Annotated in this window: 11 protein-coding genes and 1 CRISPR repeat array (1 of these 12 cut by a window edge); of the genes, 9 read left to right on the forward strand and 2 right to left on the reverse strand. The window is 41.1% G+C overall.

Annotated features, from left to right (window positions below):
- The first annotated feature begins 222 nt into the window (after window positions 1-222).
- A complete protein-coding gene (locus N8M09_RS11240) occupies window positions 223-429 on the forward strand; it encodes a hypothetical protein (RefSeq protein ID WP_314726059.1) in 207 nt (68 codons plus the stop codon).
- Between the two features lie 355 nt (window positions 430-784).
- Here N8M09_RS11240 and N8M09_RS06885 read toward each other — a convergent pair whose 3' ends face one another.
- Window positions 785-1,633, reverse strand: coding sequence for a putative RNA methyltransferase (locus tag N8M09_RS06885; protein WP_261064671.1), 849 nt, complete (start codon window positions 1,631-1,633; stop codon window positions 785-787).
- 151 nt (window positions 1,634-1,784) lie between these two features.
- On the opposite strand from N8M09_RS06885, the gene N8M09_RS06890 reads away from it, so the two are divergent.
- Together N8M09_RS06890 and N8M09_RS06895 are read left to right on the forward strand one after the other, a co-directional pair.
- The gene (locus N8M09_RS06890; protein ID WP_000910909.1) at window positions 1,785-2,063 is read left to right on the forward strand and encodes a DUF6110 family protein; all 279 of its coding nucleotides are present in this window, start codon (window positions 1,785-1,787) and stop codon (window positions 2,061-2,063) included.
- Window position 2,064: 1 nt separating this feature from the next.
- The gene (locus N8M09_RS06895; RefSeq protein WP_261064672.1) at window positions 2,065-4,125 is read left to right on the forward strand and encodes a heavy metal translocating P-type ATPase; all 2,061 of its coding nucleotides are present in this window, start codon (window positions 2,065-2,067) and stop codon (window positions 4,123-4,125) included.
- A 78-nt stretch (window positions 4,126-4,203) separates the two neighbouring features.
- On the opposite strand, the gene tyrS is transcribed toward N8M09_RS06895, so the two are convergent.
- Window positions 4,204-5,460, reverse strand: coding sequence for a tyrosine--tRNA ligase (tyrS, locus tag N8M09_RS06900; RefSeq protein ID WP_261064673.1), 1,257 nt, complete (start codon window positions 5,458-5,460; stop codon window positions 4,204-4,206).
- Window positions 5,461-5,602: 142 nt separating this feature from the next.
- Between tyrS and pbp1b the strand changes: the two genes are divergently transcribed.
- From pbp1b to N8M09_RS06930, 6 genes are all read left to right on the forward strand, one after another.
- Entirely contained in the window at window positions 5,603-8,068 is a 2,466-nt protein-coding gene (gene pbp1b / locus N8M09_RS06905; RefSeq protein ID WP_261064674.1) for a penicillin-binding protein PBP1B, read from the forward strand.
- A gap of 82 nt (window positions 8,069-8,150) precedes the next feature.
- Window positions 8,151-9,062, forward strand: coding sequence for a DMT family transporter (locus N8M09_RS06910; protein WP_261064675.1), 912 nt, complete (start codon window positions 8,151-8,153; stop codon window positions 9,060-9,062).
- Window positions 9,063-9,290: 228 nt separating this feature from the next.
- Window positions 9,291-9,989 carry a 2,3,4,5-tetrahydropyridine-2,6-dicarboxylate N-acetyltransferase gene (gene dapD, locus N8M09_RS06915; RefSeq protein WP_000127447.1) on the forward strand — a complete coding sequence of 233 codons (699 nt, stop codon included), beginning with the start codon at window positions 9,291-9,293 and terminating at the stop codon, window positions 9,987-9,989.
- Window positions 9,990-10,056: 67 nt separating this feature from the next.
- Window positions 10,057-11,187, forward strand: coding sequence for an N-acetyldiaminopimelate deacetylase (locus tag N8M09_RS06920; RefSeq protein ID WP_261064676.1), 1,131 nt, complete (start codon window positions 10,057-10,059; stop codon window positions 11,185-11,187).
- Between the two features lie 11 nt (window positions 11,188-11,198).
- Window positions 11,199-11,738, forward strand: a complete 540-nt coding sequence (locus N8M09_RS06925) for a 5-formyltetrahydrofolate cyclo-ligase (RefSeq protein ID WP_261064677.1) — start codon at window positions 11,199-11,201, stop codon at window positions 11,736-11,738.
- Window positions 11,722-12,399: a rhomboid family intramembrane serine protease gene (locus tag N8M09_RS06930; protein WP_261064678.1), complete on the forward strand. Its 678-nt coding sequence runs from the start codon at window positions 11,722-11,724 to the stop codon at window positions 12,397-12,399. The genes N8M09_RS06925 and N8M09_RS06930 overlap by 17 nt, the downstream gene beginning before the upstream one ends.
- Before the next feature lie 61 nt (window positions 12,400-12,460).
- Window positions 12,461-12,692: direct repeats of the CRISPR family, unit length 36 nt; unit sequence GTTTTGGAACCATTCGAAACAACACAGCTCTAAAAC (it continues 795 nt past the right edge of the window).

Genomic DNA, 12,692 nt, shown 5'->3' on the forward strand with positions numbered 1-12,692 from the left:
TAAAAAAGCGAGTTTCGATTGAAATTCGCTTTTTTTTTTGAATGCTGTGGATTTGGATCAATTTTGTCTAAAAATAGGGAAATCCTAGATACAGTGAAGGCTTTAAATGCTGGTTTTTACTATTTTTCTGTCTCATGCTTCTTCTTTAGTTGATTACCTCATATCCCTTGTATTCGCTTACACAAAGTATTATAATATGATTGTAGGAAAGAAGGTGTTTTTATGTGGAAAAAATATTTTTCAAAATATAAATGGACGGATTTATTTTGGATACTATTTGTTATTTTGACCTGCCTCTATATAGGTAACCACGATTTGCTTCCTCTCAATCATCAAGAAATCTCTTTTCGTGGTAGCATTTGGGGTTTGGTACTGGCCTTATATCACTTACTGTTTATTGATAAGTTTGTTATCTCGAATCGAAAATAAAGTTTAGAGCTATGCTTGACTGTGTACTTTTAAGATTGATTTTTGGGGGAAGATTTTGTCTCTATTATTTATTATTTTAAATTTGTTTATCTTGTACAAAATCTATTCTTTGAGGCAGAAGAAATCGAAATACTTGATTTATACGGCCTATATCATATTTGGGGTAAATGTAATATATGGTATTCAATGGTTATTAAAAGAACTAGTTTCAAAGATTTCCACTTAATGTGTATAGAAACTCCAGTGATTTTTGCATAACAAAACGCATAAGATTAAGGTTTTTGAGTACCTGTTCTTATGCGTTTTCGTAATATTGAAGATTTTCGGTAAGTTTTGTACCTTTGGGAAGTCTGGTTTAGAATGCTTTCCCAACCAGAATCTCTGCCTCAATGGTAATCTCTGTCAGTTGGCTCCAGTCAATCTTAGTCTGGTCGATGTGAAAGAGTAGGGGCGTCATGCTGAGTAGGGCTTGGAGTTGTTCTGCTGTGATAGTCTTAGTCAGAGAGGCAGTTTTGTTAGATAGGATGGTAAAGTGTTCCTGGAAATGCTCCTTGATATCTTGGTTAGAATAATCCTTGTTTGTCAGCTGGTTCTGTACCCTTTGACGGATTTCTTTGAGATGATTTTCAGTTGGGATAACCTTTATCAAGATACCGTCTTTGGATAAAACGCGACGAAATTCTCCATAGTTGGCAGGCGAAAAGATATCAAGCAGGATGTCCATGCTGGCGTCTTTTATAGGAAGACGAGCCAAGTCACCAACGAACCAATTGACTGCCCAGTTGGGTTCGCTCTTGGCAGCGATTTGGACTGAATCTTTGGAGATGTCAAAGGCATAGAAGGTTTTGTCAGGATGGATTTCTTGGAGTTTACGAGAATAGAAACCTTCACCACAACCAATATCCAAGATTGTTGTGGTAGTTTTTGAGCTTGCAAGCAAGTCAGATACAGCATCTAAGATAGCTTGGTAAAAGCCAGCTTCTAGGATTTGTTGGCGGTTTTGAAAATTTTCCTTGTCGTAGTTAGCAGATTGCTTGATTTGAGGTGCCAGATTGACATAGCCAAATTTAGCCAAGTCAAAAGAATGGCGATTACAGCACTTGAGACTGCTCTCTACCAGAGTCAGATTTTCTTGACAGATAGGACAGGCAAAGGCAGCCGCAGAAGCAAAGCGTTGGAGTTTGGGTTTGAGGTTTGTATTCATAGTTTAAGTGTATCAAAAGAGGCAAATGAAAGCAACTTTAGGAATAAGTAGATGGGAGATTCAGTAGAAATAAAACTAATTCTCCAATTTATGGAATGAAATTGCTTTTATATCTAAATTGCTATATAATAATGATAAGGAGGAAATAAGTATGTTAAAAGAAGTACTAACCGTTGCAAAAGTTGCGAAAAAATCATCACTCTTTTTGGGTGGTGTCGCATTTGGTACCCTTGGTTTGAAAATCTTAGCAAGTAAGGAAGCTAAAAAAGGTTATTCTAAAGCTTTGGCTAAGGCTTACAAGTTGAAAGACGAGCTAGATGCATCTGTTTCTGTTGTGAAACAACATGGAGACGATGTCTTGCAAGATGCCAAATATTTGTACGAGCAAGAGAAAAAAGAAGAGCAATTAGATAGCCTTATAGGAGAATAATATGTCTTTTAAAGTGCTACATAGAGGATACCAACATATCCGACTATCATCTTCTTTTTCACTCACCTTGGATATTCAAGACTATCTTCGTTCCTTGGCGAGAGATGAAAAGGGGATTGAGTCCATCCAGTTTTACATGGATCAACAGCACTTTACTCTACGCATAAAAGAAGGCTTTTCTGTATTAGATAATGCAGAAGCCTTTTTAAAAAAAATTGATAAAGGGAAAGTTTCTGAGTTGATGACTCTTCCCATTCGTAGAGAAGAGAGTGCTTATTCTATTGTTTCAGGTGCAGCGATTAAGCGTGTGCTTTTTCGTAGTTTTGTGCCGTATCCTATTCGCTATATATGGACTTGTTATCAGGCTTTTGGCTATATTAGAGAAGCCTATCAAACACTAGCGCGTAAGGAACTAACGATGGAAGTCTTGGACTGTTCGGCGATTTTATTGTCCTTGTTTATGAACCAATCCAAGACAGCTAGCAATATCATGTTTATGCTTGATTTGGGGAATCATTTAGATCAGTGGTCCTTGAAAAAAACGGCAACAGATTTAGAACAGAGTCTTCTTGCAAAAGAGAACGATGTATTCCTAGTACAGGGCGATACGGTCGTTAGTATCAAGAGTTCCGATGTTCAAATAGGAGATGTCTTGGTCCTATCTCAAGGAAATGAAATTCTGTTTGATGGACAAGTAGTTTCAGGTTTAGGTATGGTCAACGAAAGTTCCTTGACGGGAGAGAGTTTTCCGGTTGAAAAAAGAGAGTCTGATTTGGTTTGTGCAAATACAGTATTAGAAACTGGAGAGTTACGCATTCGTGTAACCGATAATCAGATGAACAGCCGGGTTTTACAACTGATTGAGTTGATGAAGAAATCTGAAGAAAACAAGAAAACGAAACAACGCTATTTCATCAAGATGGCGGACAAGGTCGTCAAATATAATTTCTTGGGGGCTGGTCTGACTTACCTATTAACAGGTTCTTTTTCTAAGGCTATTTCTTTCCTATTAGTCGATTTCTCCTGCGCTTTGAAAATCTCTACTCCTGTAGCTTATTTGACAGCTATCAAGGAGGGGTTGAACCGTGAAATGGTGATTAAGGATGGAGATGTTCTAGAGAAATATCTGGAAATTGATACTTTCTTGTTTGATAAGACGGGAACAATCACAACTAGCTATCCGATAGTTGAAAAGGTGTTACCTTTTGGAGACTATAGTGAGGAAGATATTCTCAGAATCAGTGCCTGTCTTGAGGAACACATCTATCATCCTATCGCTAATGCCATCGTCAAGCAAGCTGAGATAGAGGGAATTGAACATGAGGAAATGCATGGGAAGCTCCAATATATCGCAAGCAAGGGGATCAAATCTCATATAGATGGGCAACCAGTTTTTATTGGGAATTATGTTTTGATGCAGGATGAGCAAATTCATATCAGTTCAGAACAAAATGCTTTAATTGAAGAGTACAAGAGTCACTACAATCTCTTATTCTTAGCCTACCAGAATGAATTAATTGGAATGTTCTGCATTCATACTCCTTTGAGAAAAGAAGCAAAAGCAGCCTTGGAGAAACTTAAGGCACAAGGGAAAAAATTGATTCTGGCAACAGGGGACACCTTGGTTAGAACAGAGGAATTAGTCAAAGATTTGCCCTTTGATCAGGTCTATACAGACTTGAAACCTGATGGGAAATTTGAGTTAGTAGAGGAACTACAGAAAGCAGGTCACACTATTTTGATGGTTGGGGATGGATTGAATGACTCAGCTGCTCTAACCCTATCAGATATCGGTGTGGTGATGAATGAGAGTGCAGATATTTCTAAGCAGATGAGTGATATCTTATTGTTAGATAATCGCTTGGATTTCTTCCAAGAGTTGGATTCGCTATCATCATCTTTGCAAACACTCATCAAGAAGAATATTCAAGATACCGTTGTCGTAAATAGTAGTTTGATTGGCTTTGGCTTGTTTAATTGGCTCAGTCCTTCAAATCTCTCTATCTTACATAATCTAACAACCTTACGTATTGTACTGCGTAGCCTGTCTATTAAGGGATAGGTGGGGGACTATTCACAGCAAAAAGGAGTTACCTTTCTCGAGGTTAACTCCTTTGTTTATAGGTAAATATTGAATAATTTAGTAAGTCAATACAAAGTATTTTTTCTTACCACGACGGATAACAGTCAGTTCGTTCTCTAACTTATCTGCGTCACTCAAGACATAGTCAAGGTCTTGGATACGGTCGCCGTTGACGTAGATAGCTCCGTTTTGGATGTCTTCACGGGCTTGGCGTTTTGAGTTAACCACACCAGATGAGACGAGCAGTTCCACGATATTGTGGTTTTCGTCTGCTTGTACTTGGTAGTTTGGTACTCCACGAAGTCCTTGTTTGAGCTCTTTGACAGAAAGGTTTTTGATGTTCCCTGCAAAGAGTTGCTCAGTGATGTTGAGGGCTTCTTTGTAGGCTTCTTCTCCGTGAACAAGTGTGACGACTTCACGAGCGAGGATTTTTTGAGCTAAGCGTTCGTGTGGCGCTGCTTCAAATTGTTTACGGATGTCTTCAATCTCATCAAGTGACAAGAAAGTAAAGATTTTCAAGAAGCGAACAGCGTCAGCGTCCATAACGTTCATCCAAAATTGGTACATTTCGTATGGAGAAGTCTTTTCAGGATTGAGCCAGACTGCGTTTCCTTCTGATTTACCAAATTTCTTACCAGTTGCATCTGTGATCAGTGGAACAGTGATAACGTGACCAGTTTTATCAGCCTTACGACGAAGCAATTCAGTACCAGCTGTCATATTTCCCCACTGGTCAGAACCACCGATTTGTAGCGTCACATTGTGGTCTTGGTTCAGGACGAAGAAGTCGTAACCTTGCATGATTTGGTAAGCAAACTCAGTGTAAGAAATTCCTGTTTCGATCCGTTTTTTCACAGACTCCTTGCTCATCATGTAGTTGACAGTAAAGTATTTTCCGATATCACGGAGGAAATCAATGAAGCTGATGCTGCCAAACCAGTCGTAGTTGTTGACCATGACAGCTTTATTTTCGCCATTTTCAAAGTCAAGAAAACGAGAAAGTTGTCCTTGGATAGACTTGACCCAGCCATCTACTGTGTCTTTTGTTTGGAGACTACGTTCAGCATCTTTGAAGGACGGATCTCCGATGAGACCTGTAGCACCGCCAACGAGCGCATAAGGTTTGTGACCTGCTAGTTGCAAGCGACGACTTGTCAAGATTGCGACAAGGTGGCCTAGGTGAAGGCTGTCAGCAGTTGGATCGTAGCCAGTATAATAAGAAACTTGACCTTCTTCTAGGGCTTTACGCAAAGCTTCTTCATCAGTCGTTTGAAAAATCAAACCACGCTCTTTTAGCTCATCAAAAATGTGCATGTGTCTTTTCTCCTTTTTAAAAATATTGTTTCTAACTATTGTATCACAAACTTGGGCAATAGCCTAGTAGAATAGGGAAGAAAGTGGCTATTTTATTGAAAGTTTACCTTTTTATGGTATAATAGATAGAGTGAGGAAATCCATGCAAAATCAATTAAATGAATTAAAACGAAAAATGCTGGAATTTTTCCAGCAAAAACAAAAAAATAAAAAATCAGCTAGATCTGGCAAGAAAGGCTCAAGTGCCCAAAAATCTAAATCCTTAGAGAAGCCAGCCATTTTTCCAGCTATTTTACTGAGTATAAAGGCTATTTTTAATCTACTCTTTATTCTCGGTTTTCTAGGGGGAATGTTGGGAGCTGGGATTGCTTTGGGGTACGGGGTGGCCTTGTTTGACAAGGTGCGGGTGCCTCAGACAGAAGAATTGGTACATCAGGTCAAGGACATCTCTTCTATTTCAGAGATTACCTATGCGGATGGGACGGTGATTGCTTCCATAGAGAGTGATTTGTTGCGCACTTCTATCTCATCTGAGCAAATTTCGGAAAATCTGAAGAAGGCTATCATTGCGACGGAAGACGAACACTTTAAAGAACATAAGGGTGTAGTGCCCAAGGCGGTGATTCGTGCGACCTTGGGGAAATTTGTAGGTTTGGGTTCCTCTAGTGGGGGTTCAACTTTGACCCAGCAACTGATTAAACAGCAGGTGGTTGGGGATGCACCGACTTTGGCTCGTAAGGCGACAGAGATTGTGGATGCTCTTGCCTTGGAACGCGCCATGAATAAAGATGAGATTTTAACGACCTATCTCAATGTGGCTCCGTTTGGTCGAAATAATAAGGGGCAGAATATTGCAGGAGCTCAGCAGGCAGCTGAGGGGATTTTCGGTGTAGATGCCAGTCAGTTGACGGTTCCTCAAGCAGCATTTTTAGCGGGACTTCCACAGAGTCCCATTACCTATTCTCCTTATGAAAATACTGGGGAGTTGAAGAGTGATGAAGACTTAGAAATAGGCTTGAGACGGGCTAAGGCAGTTCTTTACAGTATGTATCGTACAGGTGCCTTAAGCAAAGACGAGTATTCTCAATATAAGGATTACAATCTTAAACAGGACTTTCTCCCTTCAGCTACAGTCACAGGTGTGTCACGCGGCTATTTATACTTTACAGCCTTGGGAGAAGCTCAAGAACGTATGTATGACTACCTTGCTCAGAGAGACAATGTCTCCGCTAAGGAGTTGAAAAATGAGGCAACTCAGAAGTTTTATCGCGATTTGGCAGCCAAGGAAATTGAAAATGGTGGTTATAAGATTACTACTACCATAGACCAGAAAATTCATTCTGCCATGCAAAATGCAGTTGCTGACTATGGCTATCTTTTAGACGATGGAACAGGTCGTGTAGAAGTAGGGAATGTCCTGATGGACAACCAAACAGGTGCTATTCTAGGCTTTGTAGGTGGTCGTAATTATCAAGAAAATCAAAATAATCATGCCTTTGATACCAAACGTTCGCCAGCTTCTACTACCAAGCCTTTGCTGGCCTATGGTATTGCTATTGACCAGGGCTTGATGGGAAGTGAAACGATTCTATCTAACTATCCAACAAACTTTGCTAATGGCAACCCGATTATGTATGCTAATAGCAAGGGGACAGGAATGATGACTTTGGGAGAAGCTCTGAACTATTCATGGAATATCCCTGCTTACTGGACCTATCGTATGCTTCGTGAGAAGGGTGTTGATGTCAAGGGTTATATGGAAAAGATGGGTTACGAGATTCCTGAGTACGGTATTGAGAGCTTGCCAATGGGTGGTGGTATTGAAGTTACAGTTGCCCAGCATACCAATGGCTATCAAACCTTAGCAAATAATGGTTTATATCATAAAAAACATGTGATTTCTAAAATTGAAGCAGCAGATGGTAGAGTGGTGTATGAATATCAGGATAAACCAGTTCAAGTCTATTCAAAAGCTACTGCGACGATTATGCAGGGATTGCTGCGAGAAGTTCTATCCTCTCGTGTGACAACAACCTTCAAGACGAATCTGACTTCTTTAAATCCTACTCTGGCTAATGCAGATTGGATTGGGAAGACTGGTACAACCAACCAAGACGAAAATATGTGGCTCATGCTTTCGACACCTAGATTAACTCTGGGTGGCTGGATTGGGCATGATGATAATCATTCACTGTCACGTAGAGCAGGTTATTCTAATAATTCTAATTACATGGCTCATCTGGTAAATGCGATTCAGCAAGCCTCCCCAAGCATTTGGGGGAACGAGCGCTTCGCTTTAGATCCTAGTGTCGTAAAATCCGAAGTCTTGAAATCAACAGGTCAAAAACCAGGGAAGGTTTCTGTTGAAGGAAAAGAGGTAGAGGTCACAGGTTCGACTGTTACCAGCTATTGGGCTAATAAGGCAGGAGCGCCAACGACCAGTTATCGCTTTGCTATTGGTGGAAGTGATGCGGATTATCAGAATGCTTGGTCTAGCATTATGGGGAGTCTACCAACTCCATCAAGCTCCAGCAGTTCAAGTAGTAGTTCTAACAACAGTAGCAATTCAAGCGCTACTAGACCTTCTTCTTCAAGGACGAGACGATAAGTTCTATAAATTGTGCTAAATGAAGTGGCTAATCAATTGATTGCCACTTTTTTCTTTTTTCCTTTCGTGTTACAATAAAGGTATGAATCAGTATCAGAAAAAGATTGTTAAAGGAACCATTTATTCGCTCCTATCCGGCTTGATATGGGGAATCTGTGGGATTTTAGGAGAGTACTTCTTTACTCATTACCAGGTGTCTTCGGGCTGGATTACCTCTATGCGTTTGACACTGGCAGGGAGTCTTGTGCTCATTTGGTCAGCAATGCAATTAAAATCGCAAGTGTTAGATATTTGGCGAGATAAGAAAAATTACCTTCCCTTTTTGGCCTATGCTATTTTGGGAATTTTCTCAGTCCAGTATTTTTTCTATCTCTGTGTAGAATTTTCTAATGCTGCTACAGCGACTATTTTACAGTTTATCAGTCCTGTCTTTATCCTCTTTTACAATCGCTTGGTTTATAAAAAACGAGCGTCAAAAAGCGCTATTTTCTATGTTTTGATTGCCATGCTGGGTGTTTGCCTGATGGCGACAAAGGGGGATCTCTCTCAGTTATCCATGACACCGCTAGCTCTTATAACAGGTCTGCTGAGTGCCATGGGGGTCATGTTTAATGTTATCTTGCCTCAGCCTTTTGCGAAGCGCTATGGTTTTGTACCCACGGTTGGGTGGGGGATGATTTTGGCCGGTTTATTTAGCAATGTCCTCTCTCCGATTTATCAGCTTTCCTTTACTCTTGATATTTGGAGTATCTTGATTTGCCTCATTATCGCTTTCTTCGGTACAGCTTTTGCCTTTTTCATTTCCATGAAGGCTGTGTCTTTGGTTTCTCCCTTGGTGGTTTCCGTTATCAGTGCCAGTGAACCTCTCTCTTCTGCCCTTTTGAGTGTTTTGTTTTTAGGATTGGTAGTGGATTGGTCCCTTCTTCTAGCTATGGCCTTGATTATTTTGCCTATGATTTTCCTATCGATAGAAGAAGCGAAAGAAAGTAAATAAAAAGTCTTTTCTTAATTCTAAAAGTGTGCTATACTAGAATAGTCAATAAAACACGGGGAGATAGTTGTGAAGAGTGTTTTTAGGTTGTATCGGTAGGGGCTTGCTTTTACCGACAGCACGTTTTATCTCACATCCCTAAAAATCATACCTAAAAACAAACAAAAAGGCTTCAAATTTGAGGTCTTTTTTGGTAGAATAGGTATCATTAAAATGAACTAGGAGGCGCCTATGACTGCCACAAAAATGAACGCTCAAGAAATTATCCAATTTATCGCCAATGCTGAAAAGAAAACCAGTGTTAAAGTAACCTTTGAAGGAGAACTCGCAACTGCTGTACCAAGCTCTGTTGTCAAACTAGGAAATGTCCTATTTGGAGACTGGAAGGACGTTGCTCCGCTTCTCGAAGGTTTGGTAGAAAATCAAGACTATGTTGTTGAACAAGATGCTCGTAATTCAGCAGTTCCTTTGCTAGATAAACGTGCTATCAACGCTCGTATCGAGCCAGGTGCTATTATCCGTGATCAGGTTGAAATTGGTGACAATGCTGTTATCATGATGGGAGCCGTTATCAATATCGGTGCTGAAATCGGTGCAGGAACCATGATTGACATGGGGGCTATCCTTGGTGGCCGTGCTATCGTTGGGAAAAACAGTCACGTTGGTGCAGGTGCCGTTCTTGCAGGTGTGATTGAGCCAGCTAGCGCAGAACCAGTCCGTGTTGGAGATAATGTTCTTATCGGCGCTAATGCAGTGGTCATCGAAGGAGTTCAAATCGGTAGTGGTTCAGTTGTCGCAGCAGGAGCTATTGTTACCCAAGATGTCCCAGAAAACGTGGTGGTAGCAGGTGTTCCAGCTCGTATCATCAAAGAGATTGATGCCCAAACCCAACAAAAAACAGCGCTAGAGGATGCGCTTCGTACCTTATAATTGTAAAAGTAATAAAGAGGCGGAACCCTTCTTCCAGCCTCTTTCTGCTATATAGGAGGACAGATAGATGTTAGATTTGATTCAGACTAGACGAGATTTACACCAGATTCCAGAGATTGGCTTGGAGGAGTTCAAGACTCAGGCTTATCTGTTGGATGTGATTGAGAAATTGATTGAAGGTAAGGAGTTTGTCCAAGTTCGGACTTGGCGGACAGGTATTTTGGTTTATTTGCAGGGAAGTCAGCCAGAACGTACTATTGGTTGGCGAACAGATATTGATGGCCTGCCTATCGTCGAACAAACAGGACTTCCTTTCACTTCTCAACATCAAGGTCGTATGCATGCTTGTGGCCATGATTTCCACATGACTATTGCTTTGGGCTGTCTTGAGCGAGCCCTTGAGGAGCAACCAAAGAACAATCTGCTCTTTCTGTTTCAGCCTGCTGAAGAAAATGAAGCTGGTGGCATGCTCATGTATGAGGATGGCGCTTTTGGAGACTGGTTGCCAGATCAGTTTTATGGCCTCCATGTTCGACCAGATTTGAAGGTTGGTCAGATTGCGACCAATACACACACTCTCTTTGCAGGAACTTGCGAGGTGAAGATTCGTTTCAAAGGCAAAGGTGGCCACGCAGCTTTTCCACATGAAGCTAATGACGCCTTGGTGGCTGCTAGTTACTTTGTGACCCAGGTGCAGTCAGTTGTCAGCCGCAATGTTAACCCAATCGAGGGAGCAGTGGTGACCTTTGGTGTTTTTCAGGCTGGAACAACCAACAATGTTATCACAGACACAGCCTTTTTGCATGGAACCATTCGGGCTTTGACACAGGATATGAGTCTCTTGGTGCAAAAGAGGGTCAAAACAGTTGCAGAAGGAGTTGCAGCAGCCTTTGATATGGAAGTCGAAGTGGAACTCAAGCAAGGTGGTTATCTGCCTGTTGAGAATAATCCAGCTTTGGCGCGTGAACTGATGGATTTCTTTGAAGAAAAAGACGGAATTGAGTTGATTGATATCGAGCCTGCTATGACAGGTGAAGACTTTGGTTATCTCCTTTCAAAAGTTGATGGCGTTATGTTCTGGCTTGGTATAGATAGTCCCTACGCCCTTCATCACCCTCAGATGAGTCCTAAGGAAGAAGCCTTAGCCATTGGGGTAGATGCGGTCTCTAGTTTCCTGAAAAAGAAGGCAGTAGAGTAGAGGGCTTGTCTATGAAATCGGAATTACGCAAGCAAGTCTTGCACGAAATGAAGGCTATCCCTCGAGAGCAAAAACAGTTTATAGACCAAGCTTTAACTGAGCGACTTTTACAACACCCCTTTTACCAAGAAGCCAAGGTCATCGCAAGCTACCTCTCTTTTCCTCATGAGTTTCAAACTCAGGAACTGATTGACCAGGCGCTGAGGGACGGCAAGAAGGTTCTGATACCCAAAACTTATCCCAAGGGGCGCATGGACTTTGTAGTCTATAATCCGCAACAACTAGCCAAAACTTCCTTTGGCTTACTGGAACCACAGGGAGATTTGGAAGTGGTGGATGCCTCTCAGATTGATTTGATTCATGTTCCTGGCTTGGCTTTTACGACGGAAGGATATCGGATTGGATACGGTGGAGGTTATTATGATCGCTATCTGAAACATATTACTGGTCATACTTTGAGTACGATATATCCTTGTCAAATTCAGGACTTTAGCCCTGAAAATCATGATATTCCTGTTCAGGAGGTACTGATTGATGAAAGAAATCTTTGATAGGCGTTACCCTGTGACGAGTTTCTTCCTCTTAGTGACGGCCTTGGTATTTCTACTAATGTTGGTGACCACAGGAGGAAACTTTTACAGGGCAGATACCCTATTTCGATTTGGAGCCATGTACGGGCCTGCCATTCGCCTCTTTCCTGAGCAGATTTGGCGTCTCTTCTCTGCTATTTTTGTTCATATTGGGTGGGAGCATTTCATTGTTAATATGCTTTCGCTTTATTACCTTGGTAGGCAAGTAGAGGAAATTTTCGGATCCAAGAAGTTTTTCTTTCTCTATCTCTTATCTGGAATGATGGGCAATCTCTTTGTTTTTGTATTTAGTCCCAAATCCTTAGCAGCAGGAGCCTCGACTTCTCTCTATGGGCTATTTGCTGCAATTATTGTTCTTCGCTATGCAACGCGTAATCCTTATATCCAGCAGTTGGGGCAATCCTATCTGACACTTTTTGTGGTTAACATTATTGGAAGTGTTCTGATTCCAGGAATCAGTCTAGCAGGTCATATCGGAGGTGCAGTTGGTGGCGCATTTCTAGCAGTTATCTTTCCAGTTAGAGGAGAAAGACGGATGTATAGCGCTAGTCAAAGACTGGTAGCGTTAGTCTTGTTCGTAGGACTCGCAGTTTTGCTTTTCTACAGGGGAATGGGATTGTAATGACTAATATGTAAACTTGAATAAGAAAAAAGCTACTTAAAAAATGAGTAGCTTTTAATGTGGGTTGGAACCATTCGAAACAACACAGCTCTAAAACAATCCATCCGCTCTAACTGTGAATGAATAAGTTTTGGAACCATTCGAAACAACACAGCTCTAAAACTTAATCTGATGATTAACCGTGTTGTCAGCTGTTTTGGAACCATTCGAAACAACACAGCTCTAAAACCAGACCAAATTGAATATTTAATGTCATTCCGTTTTGGAACCATTCGAAACAACACAGCTCTAAA

The organism is Streptococcus mitis, from assembly GCF_946190375.1.
GTDB classification, from domain to species: Bacteria; Bacillota; Bacilli; order Lactobacillales; family Streptococcaceae; genus Streptococcus; species Streptococcus mitis_CJ.

Bases quoted from the DNA above. Each gene is read 5' to 3' on its own strand.
- N8M09_RS06920 (WP_261064676.1), top strand. From the start codon at position 10,057: ATGTTAGATTTGATTCAGACTAGACGAGATTTACACCAGATTCCAGAG.
- dapD (WP_000127447.1), top strand. From the start codon at position 9,291: ATGACTGCCACAAAAATGAACGCTCAAGAAATTATCCAATTTATCGCC.
- N8M09_RS06930 (WP_261064678.1), top strand. From the start codon at position 11,722: ATGAAAGAAATCTTTGATAGGCGTTACCCTGTGACGAGTTTCTTCCTC.
- pbp1b (WP_261064674.1), top strand. From the start codon at position 5,603: ATGCAAAATCAATTAAATGAATTAAAACGAAAAATGCTGGAATTTTTC.
- N8M09_RS06885 (WP_261064671.1), bottom strand. From the start codon at position 1,633: ATGAATACAAACCTCAAACCCAAACTCCAACGCTTTGCTTCTGCGGCT.
- N8M09_RS06890 (WP_000910909.1), top strand. From the start codon at position 1,785: ATGTTAAAAGAAGTACTAACCGTTGCAAAAGTTGCGAAAAAATCATCA.
- N8M09_RS06895 (WP_261064672.1), top strand. From the start codon at position 2,065: ATGTCTTTTAAAGTGCTACATAGAGGATACCAACATATCCGACTATCA.
- N8M09_RS06910 (WP_261064675.1), top strand. From the start codon at position 8,151: ATGAATCAGTATCAGAAAAAGATTGTTAAAGGAACCATTTATTCGCTC.
- tyrS (WP_261064673.1), bottom strand. From the start codon at position 5,460: ATGCACATTTTTGATGAGCTAAAAGAGCGTGGTTTGATTTTTCAAACG.
- N8M09_RS06925 (WP_261064677.1), top strand. From the start codon at position 11,199: ATGAAATCGGAATTACGCAAGCAAGTCTTGCACGAAATGAAGGCTATC.
- N8M09_RS11240 (WP_314726059.1), top strand. From the start codon at position 223: ATGTGGAAAAAATATTTTTCAAAATATAAATGGACGGATTTATTTTGG.